The sequence below is a fragment of the Candidatus Berkiella cookevillensis genome (assembly GCF_001431315.2).
Lineage (GTDB): Bacteria > Pseudomonadota > Gammaproteobacteria > Berkiellales > Berkiellaceae > Berkiella_A > Berkiella_A cookevillensis.
Window position 1 is genome coordinate 944,768 of the sequence record NZ_LKHV02000001.1, and the last position, 15,766, is coordinate 960,533.

The 15,766-nt window shown below is 37.0% G+C and carries 16 protein-coding genes; 8 read left to right on the forward strand and 8 right to left on the reverse strand.

The features are described 5' to 3' along the window. Positions 1-10: 10 nt before the first annotated feature. Genes argH through CC99x_RS04150 form a run of 5 tightly spaced genes read right to left on the reverse strand, consistent with a single transcriptional unit; the run spans position 11 to position 4,499 of the window. Positions 11-1,246 carry an argininosuccinate lyase gene (gene argH, locus CC99x_RS04130; protein ID WP_057624633.1) on the reverse strand — a complete coding sequence of 412 codons (1,236 nt, stop codon included), beginning with the start codon at positions 1,244-1,246 and terminating at the stop codon, positions 11-13. Then, a complete protein-coding gene (locus CC99x_RS04135) occupies positions 1,236-2,459 on the reverse strand; it encodes an argininosuccinate synthase (RefSeq protein WP_057624634.1) in 1,224 nt (407 codons plus the stop codon). The genes argH and CC99x_RS04135 overlap by 11 nt, the downstream gene beginning before the upstream one ends. A 9-nt stretch (positions 2,460-2,468) precedes the next feature. Further along, positions 2,469-3,131, reverse strand: a complete 663-nt coding sequence (locus tag CC99x_RS04140) for an ATP-binding cassette domain-containing protein (RefSeq protein WP_057624635.1) — start codon at positions 3,129-3,131, stop codon at positions 2,469-2,471. Beyond that, positions 3,115-3,762, reverse strand: a complete 648-nt coding sequence (locus CC99x_RS04145) for an amino acid ABC transporter permease (protein ID WP_057624636.1) — start codon at positions 3,760-3,762, stop codon at positions 3,115-3,117. The genes CC99x_RS04140 and CC99x_RS04145 overlap by 17 nt, the downstream gene beginning before the upstream one ends. Next, the gene (locus CC99x_RS04150) at positions 3,759-4,499 is read right to left on the reverse strand and encodes an ABC transporter substrate-binding protein (RefSeq protein WP_057624637.1); all 741 of its coding nucleotides are present in this window, start codon (positions 4,497-4,499) and stop codon (positions 3,759-3,761) included. Before CC99x_RS04150 ends, CC99x_RS04145 begins: the two co-directional genes overlap by 4 nt. Positions 4,500-4,617: 118 nt before the next feature. Between CC99x_RS04150 and CC99x_RS04155 the strand changes: the two genes are divergently transcribed. Further along, entirely contained in the window at positions 4,618-5,076 is a 459-nt protein-coding gene (locus CC99x_RS04155; protein WP_057624638.1) for an arginine repressor, read from the forward strand. Between the two features lie 95 nt (positions 5,077-5,171). Here CC99x_RS04155 and CC99x_RS04160 read toward each other — a convergent pair whose 3' ends face one another. Beyond that, entirely contained in the window at positions 5,172-6,425 is a 1,254-nt protein-coding gene (locus tag CC99x_RS04160) for a dicarboxylate/amino acid:cation symporter (RefSeq protein ID WP_057624639.1), read from the reverse strand. A 584-nt stretch (positions 6,426-7,009) separates the two neighbouring features. On the opposite strand from CC99x_RS04160, the gene CC99x_RS04165 reads away from it, so the two are divergent. From CC99x_RS04165 to ybiA, 3 genes are all read left to right on the forward strand, one after another. After that, a complete protein-coding gene (locus CC99x_RS04165; RefSeq protein WP_083477348.1) occupies positions 7,010-7,570 on the forward strand; it encodes a 1-acyl-sn-glycerol-3-phosphate acyltransferase in 561 nt (186 codons plus the stop codon). 2 nt (positions 7,571-7,572) lie between these two features. Next, complete coding sequence (locus CC99x_RS04170) at positions 7,573-8,322, forward strand: GNAT family N-acetyltransferase (RefSeq protein WP_057624641.1); 750 nt, start codon at positions 7,573-7,575, stop codon at positions 8,320-8,322. A 68-nt stretch (positions 8,323-8,390) separates the two neighbouring features. Beyond that, a complete protein-coding gene (gene ybiA, locus CC99x_RS04175) occupies positions 8,391-9,845 on the forward strand; it encodes a riboflavin biosynthesis intermediates N-glycosidase (RefSeq protein ID WP_057624642.1) in 1,455 nt (484 codons plus the stop codon). Between the two features lie 94 nt (positions 9,846-9,939). Here ybiA and CC99x_RS04180 read toward each other — a convergent pair whose 3' ends face one another. Continuing rightward, positions 9,940-10,173 carry a hypothetical protein gene (locus CC99x_RS04180; RefSeq protein WP_057624643.1) on the reverse strand — a complete coding sequence of 78 codons (234 nt, stop codon included), beginning with the start codon at positions 10,171-10,173 and terminating at the stop codon, positions 9,940-9,942. 184 nt (positions 10,174-10,357) lie between these two features. Here CC99x_RS04180 and CC99x_RS04185 point away from each other — a divergent pair, with 184 nt between their 5' ends. Continuing rightward, positions 10,358-12,433, forward strand: coding sequence for a hypothetical protein (locus tag CC99x_RS04185; RefSeq protein ID WP_057624644.1), 2,076 nt, complete (start codon positions 10,358-10,360; stop codon positions 12,431-12,433). A gap of 73 nt (positions 12,434-12,506) precedes the next feature. Here CC99x_RS04185 and CC99x_RS04190 read toward each other — a convergent pair whose 3' ends face one another. After that, a complete protein-coding gene (locus CC99x_RS04190) occupies positions 12,507-13,058 on the reverse strand; it encodes an NADPH-dependent FMN reductase (RefSeq protein WP_057624645.1) in 552 nt (183 codons plus the stop codon). A 55-nt stretch (positions 13,059-13,113) separates the two neighbouring features. Between CC99x_RS04190 and CC99x_RS04195 the strand changes: the two genes are divergently transcribed. The 3 genes from CC99x_RS04195 to hisG all read left to right on the forward strand — a co-directional run bounded on the left by CC99x_RS04195 (position 13,114) and on the right by hisG (position 15,763). Next, the gene (locus tag CC99x_RS04195; RefSeq protein ID WP_057624646.1) at positions 13,114-14,271 is read left to right on the forward strand and encodes a M23 family metallopeptidase; all 1,158 of its coding nucleotides are present in this window, start codon (positions 13,114-13,116) and stop codon (positions 14,269-14,271) included. A 288-nt stretch (positions 14,272-14,559) separates the two neighbouring features. Beyond that, positions 14,560-14,925, forward strand: coding sequence for a YerC/YecD family TrpR-related protein (locus tag CC99x_RS04200; RefSeq protein ID WP_057624647.1), 366 nt, complete (start codon positions 14,560-14,562; stop codon positions 14,923-14,925). Continuing rightward, the gene (hisG, locus tag CC99x_RS04205; protein ID WP_057624648.1) at positions 14,873-15,763 is read left to right on the forward strand and encodes an ATP phosphoribosyltransferase; all 891 of its coding nucleotides are present in this window, start codon (positions 14,873-14,875) and stop codon (positions 15,761-15,763) included. Before CC99x_RS04200 ends, hisG begins: the two co-directional genes overlap by 53 nt. Positions 15,764-15,766 lie beyond the last annotated feature (3 nt).

The following is a 15,766-nucleotide window of genomic DNA, read 5'->3' on the forward strand; positions in this document are numbered from 1 at the left end:
TTATTGATTCTTATTCGTATTCTTGCATGATTTCTTGCAGCGTTTTATTTTGTGTATTTGCCATTTGAACCCATTGTCCTACGGTGTGATGCGCATCTCGGAATGCCATACCTTTTAATACAAGTTTTTCTAGAATATTGGTTGCATTCATGAAGCTTTTGTCTACACGGTTTTCCATTTGCTTGGTATTAAACTGCAAGCTATTCAAAAAAAGAGGCATAATCTCAAGGCACGCTATTAAGGTTTTAATGGTGTCAAACACAATTTCTTTGTCTTCTTGCATGTCTTTATTGTAGGCAAGAGGCAGTGCTTTCATTACTGTTAAAATGGCCATTAAATGTCCAAAGATACGACCGCTTTTGCCTCGTACCAATTCTAATACATCGGGATTTTTCTTCTGTGGCATGAGAGAAGATCCAGTTGCAAAGGCATCATCTAGGGCAACAAAATTAAATTCTTGTGTAGACCATATGATCAAGTCCTCAGATAGGCGAGATAAATGAACCATAAGAATTGAGGCAAAACTGCACAATTCAATCACATAATCTCTATCGCTTACTGCATCCAGTGCATTTTCTACAATGTTATCAAAGCCAAGCGTTTGAGCAACCCATATTCTGTCAAGTGGTAAGCTGCTACCTGCGAGTGCGCCTGCACCCAAGGGTGATAGATTCATGCGCTTAAACCAATCTTGTATTCTTGTTGCATCACGTTGAAACATTGCTTGATAGGCTGAAAAATATTGGCCTAGAAAGATAGGTTGTGCTTCTTGTAAATGCGTGTACCCAGGCATAATATGTGTGGCATGTTGGATTGATAAATCTTTAAGTGTCTGTAATAACGCTGCTAACAAATTCTGAATAATTGTTACATTTTCTCTGCAATATAGTTTTAGATCTAATGTCACTTGATCATTGCGACTGCGTCCGGTATGTAATTTCTTTCCAATCACACCAATTTTTTGTACTAATAGATGTTCTATTAGCATGTGGATATCTTCGCAAGCAGTATCCATTACATGCAGACCTTGTTGTAGTTCGCTTTGTATTTGTTCTAATCCTGCACAGATTAATTCTGCTTCATCAAAGCTAATCAGCTTTTGGCGTGCAAGCATGTGTGTATGCGCAATGCTTCCTTGAATATCATGCTTAAACAAGGCATGGTCAAAAGGCAATGAAGCATTAAATTTCTCGACGCGCGGGTCGAGCGCTTTTTGAAATCTTCCTCCCCAAGCTTTAGTTTTCATATTTGACCTCTTGCGCATGAACTTGACCATATACTTTAGCAGATAGAGAAAATAAATTAATGAAGCCTTCAGCATCTTTCTGATTGTAAACAGTGTCGGCTTCAAAAGTAGCCAAGCCAGCGTGGTGTAAGCTATAAGGGGATGTCATACTACAAAAAATAATGTTGCCTTTGAAGAGTTGTAGCTTGACGGTACCTGTAACATGCTGTTGTGTTATATCAATCAAAGCATCTAGCGCTTCTTTTGCTTGAGAAAACCATCTGCCTTCATAGACAATGTTGGCATAATTTTGTTTTAAGCTTTGTTTGAGATGTAGAGTGTATTTATCTAAACATAAGCTTTCAAGAAACTGATGTGCTTTATATAGCACTGTTCCGCCAGGTGTTTCGTATACGCCTCTGATTTTCATTCCGACCAATCTATTTTCAATCATATCAATCACTCCAATGCCATGCATACCTGCTTTTTGATTCAACAAGTTGAGAAGTGTGACAGGATCCATGGATGCACCATTAATAGCAACAGGAATGCCTTGTTCAAAATCAATATTAATTTCTTCACTATGTTCTGGTGTTTGTTTGAGTGTATTGGTAATTAATAGAAGGTTATCTGGCTTTGGCTGCGCTGGATCTTCCAATATACCGCCTTCATGTGAAATATACCAAAGGTTGGCATCTCTGGAATAAGGGGCTTTAGGTGTGATAGGAATATCTATTTGATGCTTTTGGGCATACAAAATAGCATCTTGTCTTGAACTAATATTCCAGATTCTCCACGGTGCAATGATATGAAGGTGTGGTACAAGTGCTTTGAGTGTGTATTCAAAGCGCACTTGATCATTGCCTTTACCTGTTGCGCCATGAGCAATCGCGTCAGCTTGTTCCATACAAGAAATTTCAGCTAGCTTTTGTGCAATGAGTGGTCTGGAGATGGTGCCAAGACTATATTGATCTTCATACAGTGCACCCGCTTTTACCAGCCTCCACAAATATTGTGTCACAAATTCATGCTGTACATTGATAAGATAAGCTTTAGATGCACCACTTTTTATGGCTTTTGTTTTAATAGCTACGAGATCTTCATTTTGCCCCAGATCACAAATAACAGCAATGATTTCTGCTTGCTGATAATGTTCCTTGAGCCAAGGAATCATAATAGAGGTGTCTAAGCCGCCAGAATAAGCAAGCACGATTTTTCTTATTTCAGTGTTCACGTTATTACCTTAATAATAGGATTGTAAATTTTTAATTGGATTTATGAGTTTTTTTGGCTCAATATCTGCCAGGATCAAACCATCTTTTAGAAGAAGAATTCTATCGGCTAATTCGGTCAAAAAATTTAAATCATGAGAGGCGATGATCATACTGACTCCCATTGCATGAATATTGTTGAGTAATCCGATAACATCACGAATAGAAGAGATATCTAAACCAGAAGTAGGTTCGTCGCATAATAAGAGCTTAGGCTGCATCATTAAACATCTTGCTAAAGCAACGCGTTGTTTCTGTCCACCTGAAAGCTGATGAGGAAAATAATCAGCTTTTTCTTTTATACCTAAAATTTCTAGTAGGTCGAGAGATCTTTTTTGATGCAGCATAGGATCGATCGCTTTATTTCCTACTGTGGGGGCATAGCTTAAATTACTCAGTACTGTCATATGTGGAAAGAGTTGAAAATCTTGAAACATAAAGCCGGTTTTTTCTGGGCATGTTATATCGCCGGAATCCAAAACTTCCAATTGCTGAATGCTGCGAAGCAATGTGGATTTTCCTCCACCTGAAGGTCCTGCAAGACCTATAATGCTGTTGGTATTCATTTGAAGATTAATATTCTTTAGTACAGCATGTGTGCCAAAATGCTTAGAGGCATTATGAATGCTTAACATGGTAGCTCCTTTCTTCAAATTTTTTAGATACATATTCAATGAGTAAGATGAGTCCATAGTAGTAGCAAGCAGCAATGCACATAGGCATAAAATAAGTGAATTGCTCTGCGGCTAATGATTGTGCTCTGCGCATCAGATCCATGCCTCCAATAGTGGAAATAAGCGCTGTCTCTTTTAAAAGCGTAATACTCTGATTGATCATTGCGGGAAAAATATTTCTAAATACTTGAGGTAGAATAATATCTTTCCACATATAAAAGCTTGGGATTTGTAAGGTTTTGCTGGCTTCAAATTGCCCCGCAGGTAAACTTTCTATACCTGAGCGCAATATTTCTGCAATATAAGCAGAGCTGTTAACACCAAAGCTTAATATACCGGCAGATACAATGCTTAATTTAAATCCTGTAAGTGTGGGCACAGAAAAATAAATGAAGCTTAACTGTAAGATAACGGGTGTGCCCCTTATAATAGAAATATAATGTTTTATTATTGATAAACATATGTTTTTGTATCTGAGTATCGCAATGAAAGTACCCATGGTTAGCCCTAGCAAAACACTACCCAGCAAAATTTTTAGTGTTATATAAATACCTGCGCCAATAAATAATATATTTTGAATGCCGTCGATCATTTTGTTGTATCGCCTAACCATTTTGTTTGCAGTTTTTCTAATTGCCCATTTGTGCTTAAGATTTCTAGCGCATAATTGATATCTGCTGTTAAAGTAGAATGTTTCTTGAGCGCAATCCCAAAACCATCCTCAGACTTTGCAATCGTTGTATAAGACAAGCCAGGATTTTTTTCGCTAAAGATTTTTGCTTGTGCACCATCCATGACAACCGCATCAATATGTCCTGCTTTAAGTGCTTCAATGGCTTGAGTATTATTGTCAGTTGTTATTATTTTTTCTTTTAGATTCTGTTTTTTAAGCCAAATTTCCATGGTAGTGCCCAGTTGGCAGGCAATCTTTTTTTGAAAAAGCATTTCGGTATTTTGAATAGGCGTCTTTTTTCTAAAGACTGCACTCATACTTTCAAAATAATAAGGCTGTGAGAAATCAAAGATTTTTTGGCGATCTTGGGTGATGGTAATAGTGGAAATAGCTGCATCTACATGTCCGTACGCTAATGCAGGTAAAATACTACTGAATTGCATGTTCTCAAACTGAGCTTCTTTGCCGAGTATTTGAGCTATCATTTGGGCGACTTCTATGTCGTAACCTTTTAATTTACCTTGTTCCATATATTCAAAAGGTGGATATTCTCCCGAAGTGGCAAATAACAGTGTTTTTGCCGTATTTTCTCCATTTTTACAGCCAAATAATGAAATTGTCGAAAGAAGCAGCCCATATAATATATTGTTCTTCATGATGAGTATGTATTCATAAAATATTCATTTTTTGATTTTATGGAGTAAGACTTGCTTTGTCAACTCATAGTGAATACAATTTCAAAATAAATTAAAAAAATGGATAATTTGTCAAAAAATGGCACATGAACATATCGTTGATGAGCATATTCTAAATATCGTTCAAAGTTGCAATATTCGTGAACAAGCAGAATTACAGGATATTTTGCAAGAGCGAGGCTACCAAGTACCTCAAGCAACCTTATCAAGGTTATTGAAGAAATTAAAAATAGCAAAAGTGTCAGGTATATACAAAGTCACGGAACTGAATATGCCTAATTTACCAACCGTCTTAAATATCCAAGTATCAGAATTGGGATTAATTATTATTCATACTCATCCAGGTAATGCGAATAGTTTGGCATATTTCATTGATCAAAAATATGTAACTTATAATCCTAGACAACCTAAAAATTCAGGTATTTTAGGAACTATTGCGGGTGATGATAGTATTTTAGTGATTATTAAATCTAAAGACTCTCTTTCCGCTGTCTTAGATATTTTTCGACATGAGTTTCCGTACTTGTCTATCCCATAAGCGATTGTAAAAGAGCTTAATTTATATATAGAAAGGCGAGAACAGAACGATAAGAAAGGGTGTTAGAGATGTGAAACTAACACCCTAATGCGTCTTTAAGCGACGACCTCTTCTTGATAGACAGTGTCTGCTTTATCGTGCTTATCAATGACAGTTGCAACGCAGGAATCAGACCATACATTCAACGCAGTTTCTATCATGTCTATTATGCTGTAAAAAGGAAGTATTAAACCCAGCAAGGTAATAGGTACATTCATACTGGTTAATAAGCTTGCGCTTAAGAAGAAGCATCCCATGGGCACCCCAGCGTTTCCAATGGCGGCGATTGTTGCAATGATAATCCATAGCATCATCGTTAATAGACTAATATCAGCACCATTATTTTGCATCAAAAAGATAACCGTCGTAAAAATAAAGGCTGCACAACCATTCATGTTAATTGAGGTGCATAAAGGTAATACGAATCTGCTTACTTTGGGTGATATGTTTAGATTACGCTCCGCTGTTTCCATTGTAACGGGTAGGGTTCCTGTTGAGGATTTTGAGAAAAATGCAACAGAGAGTGCGGGTAACATCGCTTTCATCGTTACAAAGGGTCTAATGCGGTTCATATATAAAAATAGTGGCAATATCACAAAACCTTGAACGATATTTGCAAGCACAACAACACTTAAATATCCTGCTAAGCCTTTAATATCAACCCCATTTTTGAGTTGGAAGACAGTTGTACTGATGAAACCAAACAATGCAATGGGAATGATTTTTACAACCCATCCTGTGACAACAAGAAAAAGACCATGCGCACCTTTGAAAAAATTCGCAATTGCTCGGCGAGATTCATTGTCTGGGATGTAGCGTATTGCAATGCCAACAACAATACTTAAAAAGAGTGCCGCCATCACTTGATGTTCTAGAAAGGGAGAAAAGATATTATTTGGAATGAGCTGGCTTAAATATTCGAAATAACTACCTTGTTGCACAACTTGTGTTGCTGTATTGGTTTCTGTGGTTGTGGCGATATTTTTAGGAGAAATCCATAAATACAGCAAGAATGCGACGCTGGCAGCAACAATAGTTGTACTGATAGTGTAAAAGAGTGATTTTTGCCATATCTTTCTCATACCATTATCAGCACTATATTGTGACAGTGTAACGATAATAGACAAAGCAATGATTGGTAAACTGATGCATTTGAATATTTTGATGAATGTATCAGAAATGACAAAACTTATATCATGTATGGGTTTGAAATCAGATAAACCACAGACAACTGCCAGCAAGATAATAAATAAATAGACTAAAGCAGTGTTGAACTTCTTTTTCTGTTTTGGATGTGTTTGTATGCACATGATGATCTAATCGTCTTATATAGCTTGTTAATGACAAAAACGGAACTTCAATGATTGTGAAAATACAGAATGTGCTAGTGTGTGATTAGCAACAAGAAGAGAGTCTACAGAAGTGACTGTATGTGTGAATGTTAAAATTTGCTTTTTTCGATTGCTGTGTATTCATATTTTAAACTGAATTTATAAAAATGAATGAAAAATAATGATTTTCAATAAATTGGCATCTTATCAATCAATAAGCTGGGAAGCAATACATTTACGCCGAGGCAGCTGAGTTAATCTACAGACGGTGGGATTGATGGTATTTTAGTAAATCTAAAGATTCTCTTTATGCTGTGCTGGATATTTGCGTTTCCATACTTATCTTCTGCCTTAAAAGCAACTATGTGCCCCCTCCTATTTTGATAGAGCAATCATTGATGGTAGATTGACTTGTAATCAAGTTAGTTATTTGGGTTTCTGGAAGGTGGTTGTCGTCTATCGTAAAAAAGTATATTAAGATATAAAATGTTACTGCAGTAATTTGATATTCCTACTATTTTTACCATGGACATCCTAATATTTTGCGTAATTATCTTTTAAAAATGATCTCTAGAATAGTAGTAAAAGCCATAGGGTGGAGGATAGAGGGTAAAATACCTGATAACATCAATAAACTCGTCATGCTTGGCGTACCTCATACGTCGAATTGGGATTTTCTCATGATGATGTGTTGTGCGTGGCATTATGGGTTGACAGTTAAGTGGCTTGGAAAGGAGTCATTATTTGCAACACCTATTATGAAATTCTTGAGTACGTTCATGGGAGGTATTCGTGTGGAACGAAATCACTCACAGCAAGCTGTTGATTCTATTGCTCATATTATCACTTCAAGCAAACATAGATTGTGCTTAGCGATTGCGCCTGAAGGTAGTAGGCATAAGAAGGCAGGGTGGCGCAGTGGTTTTTTTCACATTGCAAAAGCTGCGGAGGTGCCAATTGGCTTAGGATATATTGATTATGCAAGACAAGTGATGGGCGTTGGCCCTATCTTAACGGAGTTAACAGATATCGATAGTGCGATGCTTACCATGCAGGACTTTTACAAAGATGTGATCGGTAAGTATCCTGAAAAGCAGAGTCCCATTCAAATTATTAAAAGCTAAAAATGAGTATACAAATGGAAAGAAGAAATTCACTCACATGGATAACACGCGTGCATGAAGAATTTACCTCAATTAAATCTGGTAAATTTGTTATGAGAAACACAGTTGGTGAAGCTATCAATATGGTATGGGAAAAAATAGATCTTTGTTCAGAAAAATTCAACAAAGAAATCCAAAATTGCCATGAAATTCTTGCTCAAACGTACACAGATGTTGAGTTAGCATTTGCACAAAAATTCCCAGAGAAAGTGGCTCAAGAACATTTTTTACAATCTTTAGCACCACTTTTTGCAGACACGCAGAACATTGATTGGGCTCATATTAAAAGCCAAATTAAAACAGTATTTGTAGATTTTTTTTCAACAACAGATTTTGCAAAATGCTCTAATTCTCATGATGTTTGTTTATTTGTCATTGCCAAAAACAGAGCAACAGGTGAGCCACTTGGACTTATTCAATTTTTAGCAAGTGCTGACTATGCGCCTAATAGCATAAAAGTTTGTTACTATGGCGTAGATGCAGCGGCACATGACAAAGGATTAGAACAATTATTGATGAGTACAATTTTTAAAATACTCCCTATCACAAAAAGAATATTTTTACACACACGTGCAACCAATAAAACTGCAATTCATAGATATACTTCTTGGGGATTTGCACAATGCGGCGAGTCACAAGAAGGTTGGCCAGATTTTGAATATATCGCTGAAAAATCTTCTCTGTTACAAGAGATCTCAGAAATGATGCTTTAGATTTCTGCGAGTCAAGGCAATATATAGCCTTCTCCCCTCATAGCCGTACGGGGAGGAGCGCTCTCCCTATGTTCTATGAGAGCATTTTTGAGACGGCTTCTAGAATCATTGCTAGCATCGACCCTTTAAATTTTGGTAGTATTGCCGTTCATGAATTTCCAGGATATGTGTATATGAATGCTTTCTTATTGCCACGTGGTAAGACGGTTATTGTTCCTTTTTATGACGCGCAACAACCTTTCTTTTGTTTTACCAATTTCACAAGAACACCTATTACTGTTGATGGCCTTGTATACCCTACGCCAGAACATTATTTTCAAGCACAAAAATTTCTTAATCCTACTGATCAGAGAGCAGCGTTTTTGATAGCAGTGAAAAGTGCAGGTGATAGCCCAATGGATGCATTAACGATTGCTAGAGCGTGGACAAGAAATTGGACATCCAAAGAAATTGTGGCATGGGATGCAAAAAGAGAAAATGTAATGGAGGTGGCATTGCGGGCAAAAATACAGCAATACCCACATATCGTTAAAGAACTACTCAGTACAGAGAATTATTGCTTAGTAGAAGATACTGGTTCAAGAAATGAGAAAAATTGGGGGTGGGGTGCTGATGGTCGTGGAGCTAATCGCCTTGGGATTTTATGGATGAAGTTGCGTAATGAATTGTGGGTCAAGCAAAACAAAAAGCATTTAGTTGTTTCTCCAGAGCAGCTATATAAACAAGCGCAGGCTGAGAGAATGCCTTTGGGCGTTAGAAATACTATTATGCAACAGTGGTCAGATGTAATCCGCTATGTAGCACCTGGTGTAAATTTGCCGAGTGTGATGACTACAGCTGATGTGGCTAATATCTTTGCACTAGCAAAGCTTTGTTTGCAGAAAATGAAACGTGGAGAACATGCGCAAGCGAAGTCACGCAAAGGCGAAATTATTGTTTATGGCATCAGCCAACAATTTGGTAGTTTCTATATGCGAGGCACGGATCGACATAAAAGACCCATCGATGTATATATTAAAAATAATCAAATTTTTGAAAATAATAAGGCAGTGAAGCAAAGTACCTGGGCAGATTGGGCTTTTGCTATTGTTAAGCAGCATTTATCAGTACAAATGCAGCTTAAACCACAAATGCAGTCTGGTTCAAAACCACAATCTTTAGTTGTAGCACAGCAATCTTCAAGAGCACACGAACGTGCAATGTCGCTTTTTTGTGGAGTATTTGTGATGGCTCTTCTTTGGCTCACAGTTCCTACGATTGGGTTTCCTGCATTACTATTAGCAGGTGTTTTGACGACCGCAATGGTGAATATGAGGCAAGTTTGGAGGTGCTCTAATGTTACTACTACGCTAGTAGAAACATTGGCACCTACAATCGCTGTGACAAAACAGTTTGATGCAGATGTAGTGATGCCGAATAAGGCAGTACTAAATGCTTTCAAACAATTTTCTTCACGAGAAGATATTGCGCAAGCGCAAATTGAGCCAGCCATTCACAGGAATTCAACACGCTTTAAATCTTAAATAGATCTTTTTTTCTTTTTAATGAAAGACTGTACTCAATTTGAGCCTCGGTTTTTTGAGGCTCAATCTTTCTATAATATAGGTAATACTAAATTTATTTCTTCTTTCTTTTAATATTACCAATTGCTAATAATACAATCCCACTTGCAAGCGACAATCCACCTAGTACAGGAGGAAAGTCAATGGTTTTTTCTGTTTTAGCGGTTACCTGTATCTCACCAATCTGTGCAATTTTCTCTGTCTCTGTGTAATTAAATTGTCGATAAGCTAGGGTGGCAATACCTAAAATAATAAGTATGATTCCTACGATATTTATTATTGGTTTCATTCTTTATCCCCATTGTTTGAAAATTCTGCATATAAGGCAAAATTATCTTGAAATAAGTTCAACATATTTGATTTTTTTTGTGTATTTGCACGCTTTGATATTTTTTTGGTAAATTGAACTTTTCTGTTTGTAATTGCATCAATCTATTAGACGCAGATGTATCTAGTAAATAAAGGAAAATAACATGCCTTCTGATGCTGTTCAAAGAGTGATTAATGCAGATATTGATAACTTAATCAGTGTTTTTTTAAACAACAAAGAAATAGAGGCTGGAAAGCATGATGCAGAAAATTTTGATGCGCTGATAGAAGATTTAGAAACTGCTAAAGACAAATCTGCAATCGAGAGAGCTGTGATTTTTAATTCGGTTTTGAAAAATGTACAAATTTTATTTGATCAAGATCCATTACTTGCACAAACGCTTTCAGAGATTATACAGTTAGCAGAAAATAAAATTTATCATCGTGCGCCTGCAGAGGAATGGGTGCAGCATATTGGTGAATATGATCTCTCACAAGAAGCACAAGCTATTTTACAGCGAGAAACAGAAGCGCCGCCCATAGAAGAATTTGATGCACATCAGGCTGTTCACGCGTTGTTAAGCTCAGATGAAAGTAGAACGCTATTATATACGGGTGCCTTTGCAGAAGGTGAAGAGCAAACAAATGCCAGAGATACATTTTTGAGATTTCTTGAAAATAGACATTTAAATCTTCCTCAGGAAAACACGAGGCCGAGGCCAACAACGGATATGAAATTGTTCTTAGGCGAGGAAGGTGTGAGACTTTATAAAGCCGCAGTCAATGAAGAAATGCGGAGTCGTTCTTTTAGAGATGCTGTTTTTTTAAAATCGGTACAGCATTATGAAGGGCAAAAATGGGATAAAAAATTAGTACTGTGGGTAGGAGGGCCGTCTGCATCAGGTAAAACTTATGGCGCAAGCAGTGCTGTTAAAGCAATGGCAGAGAAAATGCCGTCTTTAGAAGGAGATGAGTCAGGGAATTATGTTGTGTCTGTAGATGGTGGCATTGAGCGAGAAGTTTCACAAATGCGTCAAATGCTGTTACAAGCTGCTTTGACAAAAGGCTACAAAGGTATAAGCGATTTACATGCAAATACTAAATTATCTGTCAAAGAGTATGTCAAAGCAGCAGCACTTGAGGAAGATAGTTTAAGTTTAGTGATACCTGAAACTTTTGCGGAAAGTGCATTATTAAAAAGATTTGATGCAGCTGGTGCATACAAAGAAAATGAAATGCGAGCATATCACCAAGATCCTAGGATTATTCAAGCTTTTAGTGAAGTCGTTGCAGAGACAAGTAAAGATGAGCGGTTCAAAATATCTGTTAAGCATATGGGAGAGGGTAGAGCTTGGTTTAATGAAAGGGATGAATTTGATGATGATAGTATTAAGATGAATAATCGAGAGATCGGTTGTGAGTCGAAAGTCTATGATTCTAAAGGATTTTTTATTGGCCGTTATGCTTCTGAGCAGGCCAGAGAGATTTTAAAAGAAATGGATCCAAATGGTAGTTATATAAGAATTGTGAATGATTTAGTTTTTGTTAAGAAAGATCAAAGTGGTAAATGGCGAGAGTGTGGCTCCGATGACACACCTGATTTCAAGCTTGCTGCTCGTGATTTTGAGAAATGGAAATCTGAGAGAAGAGGTGATTTAAATACGCATGATTTGAAAGAATGGTATGCTGAGCAAAGACAGCAAGGGCATTTAGCAAAAGCAAACATTATGATTGTGCCAAATGATATAGTAAATATTGAGGTGAAATCTAAAGAAAATCCTGATGTTAAAGGACTTAAGATTTCAAAACGTGATTACGATCGTTTTCTGGCGGAGATACATCCAGAGAAACCTTCATTTGCTAGAGTCACGGGTTGGTGTCTAGATCAAGCAGAAATAGGAAAGCTCATTACACCACTTGATTTGATTGTGCAGTACAAAGAAGGCGTAATGCGTAGAACTGTTTCTGCTCCTGCTTTTATGGAGAGAAGTGCACAGAAGACAATTCTTGAGGCAGAACCTATTCCTCGTACGAGTTCAGCGCCTATACCGATACCTAAAGCTAAAGTAGAGGAAAGGGAGCAAGCTTCTTTTAAAAACCATCTTACTTTTAGTTATGATTCGATGCCCGAGTCAGTAGAAAATACAAAATTGCAGGCTCAAATTGAAAAGAAGTCTCAAGTAGATCTAGATGTTGAACCCAAAACTGCTCAAAAACTTAAATCTGGTCCTTCAAAGTAGTGAAATAGATATAAATATAAAGAGGGAGTAATAATCTATTAGATCATTACTCCTGCTCTCTTAAATGACGTTGTTAGCTATTATGTTTTTTAATCCAATCAACAAAGAGATCCATCCAGCTTTGTAAAAATTCTTTGCTGCCTTCTCCAATATTGCCATTTGCATCAAAAAAACCATCTTTAATTTGAAGAAAAACTTCAGGTTGATTGAGCGTGGGCACATCTAAATAAGAGAGAATATTGCGTAAATGTTGCTGAGCGAGTGCTGTGCCAACCGCGCCTACTGAAATACCAATCACGCTAGCAGGTTTTTTAGCCCAAGCACTTTGACCATAAGGACGAGAAGCATGATCGATGGCATTTTTAAGTACGCCTGGGATTGAGCGGTTGTATTCAGGTGTACAAAAGAGTAGGCCATTTGCTGATGCGATCTCTGATTTTAGTCTTTTAACGGACTCGGGGGGATTATTATCATTATCTTGGTTGTAGAGCGGTAAATCGTCTATCTTTAGTTGTTTAAATGAAAAATTTGCAGGCGCTAATTTAGCGAGTGCTTTTGCCAACTGAGCATTGAATGAGTCGCGGCGAATGCTGCCAACGATAACAGCAATTTGATATTGAGTCATGGTAATCTCCAAAATATAATACTATGGTCTTTGCACGCTTAAATGGGTAATCAGAATGAAATTTTTAAAATCCTGTGCACAATCTGTTTTTTTATTTAGCCTATGTTTATTCTTTAACATAAATGTAAGCAATGCTTCTAGTATAAACAAAGAAGGCAAAGATTTTTTCTCTGTAATTGTAGCAGAGGTTTTTGCAGCGCCTCAAGCAGTAAAGGTGACAACCGATCAGAATTATTTTACCTATGAAATTCAATTAACCAATACATATAAAAATAATATTGTATTAAAGAAATTATCGGTAGTGAATACAGATGATGTTGCAATTGTATATCGAGATTATTCTGATATTAAAGGACAAAATCAACGAGTGGGGGATCATGAGGCGGTTGATACACTTGCTCCTGGTCAATCCAGTATATTCTGGGTAAGTTTTTTCTTAGCAGATTCACTCCAAATACCTACATCGATTTCTCATCTTATTGAATATGAGGCAGATGCGAAAGTTGAGCAAATACGCATTGCTCAAACGCCTATCAATCCTGCAAAGCCAGTTGTGATTTCAGCGCCTTTAGAGGGGAAAAACTGGTTAGCGATTAATGGTTGGCATCGAAGAGCAATGATGCCCATTAATGGTAAATTATTTTTAGCGCAGCGTTATGCACTAGATTATATACAGTTGGATGATAATCATAAATTATTTCAAAGCATGCCTTTAGAGAATGCAAAATATTTTGGTTACAATCAACCTATTTTAGCAGTTGCAGATGGTCTAGTGATTGAGGCTGTTGATGAATTTTCTGATCAAGTGCCTGGGAAATTTCCTACGGATATTACTTTGCAAACTGTGAATGGTAATTATGTTTTGCTGGATATTGGTGGTGGGAACTATGCTTATTATGCGCATATTAAACCGGGCAGTGTAGAGGTCAAGAAGGGACAAACACTCAAAAAAGGGCAAGTGATCGGCAAGGTTGGCAACACAGGCAACTCCTCTGCACCACATTTACATTTTCATATTATTGATTCGACTTCACCTTTAGGATCAAATGGCGTTCCTTTTGTGTTTGAAAATTTAACAGTGATAGGTCATGCAAAAGATGTTGAGAGTGTAGAACAATCTGAAGCAACAGGTGTGGTTGCAGATATGACAATACACGAAGCTAAGCAACTTAAAAATGTTTATCCTCTGAATTTAGATCTCATTCATTATTAACCCCCTAAATTATCTTGCACTGCAAATATAGTGGTGCAAGCCCCATCTTATAGACATTTAAGATAAAAATTTACATAACATAATGATTATTATTATTTTTTATTTATGGCTGTCCCATAAGTTTCTGTGGGTGTCCCATATATTTGAAGCCAGTTAGCTGCTTTGTCCTTTTTACTCTACCCTTTGTCTATCGTTTTTTGAAAGGCTTGACAGTGGCTTCTTCTCTGAGTTATAAAACAGATATTGTTCTATTGTATTAACACATTGTTACAAAAAAAGAGAGAGAAAATGAAGGCACGACATACGCATGCCCACGGGGCAGAAAATGAAGAATCTGAGCATCGATTGTATGAGGCAATTTTAGCGCTTCGTAATCCCGAAGAAGCTAAGAAATTTTTTGAGGACTTATGTACTCCAACTGAACGTTTAGCGATGGCAGATCGTTGGCGTGTGGTTGAACCTATTCAACAAGGCATTCCCTATCGAAGCATTGCTGAAGATACAGGGGTAAGTGTAACCACGATTGGTCGTGTTGCACGGTGTCTGATGTTAGGACAAGGTGGGTACAACCTCATTTATAAGAGAATAAAGAGGAAAAACCATGTCAAATCTAAGACTAAAAATAGCACTGCAGAAAAAAGGCCGCCTGAGTGATGACTCCATAGAATTATTACGTCGTTGTGGCTTAAAATTATTATCTTCTAAATCTTCTCTCTTCTACTCTGCTGAAAATTATCCTATAGACTTATTACTGGTTCGAGATGATGACATTCCTACGTTGATTCAAGATGGCATTTGTGATCTTGGGATTGTGGGCGACAATGTTCTCAAAGAGAAAACACAAGTAAATTTAGAATTTTCATCTTGTTTTCAGACAATCATGCCTTTAAATTTTGGTCGTTGCCGGCTATCAATTGCAGTACCAAAAGATCAAGAATATCAGACTATCGACTTCTTACAGAATAAGAGAATTGCCACCAGCTATCCAATTTTACTACAACAATTCTTAAAACAAGAAAATATTACAGCACAAATCGTTTCTATTTCTGGTTCAGTAGAGATTGCACCCGGGTTAAATATGGCAGATGCTATTTTTGATTTGGTATCAACTGGCAGAACCTTAGCAGAAAATAATTTGAAAGAATTGTATGTTGTCTTAGAAAGCCAGGCTGTATTTTTTAAATCAACAAGTGAATTTAATTCAGAAAAAAAGAAAATATATGATGTACTCTTAAAAAGAATACAAAGTGTTATTAAAGCGCAAGAAAGCAAATATATTCTCTTTCATGCACCACGAGATGCTATTTCAAAAATCAGGGAAATATTACCCGGTTGTGAATCACCAACCATTTTACCGCTTGAAGGAAGCGAAGATAAAGTAGCGGTTCACGTTGTATCCCGTGAAAGTGTTTTTTGGAACACTTTAGAAAAATTACAAACAGTAGGCGCAAGTGCAATATTGGTGCTACCTGTTGAAAAAATGATGGCTTAAGAT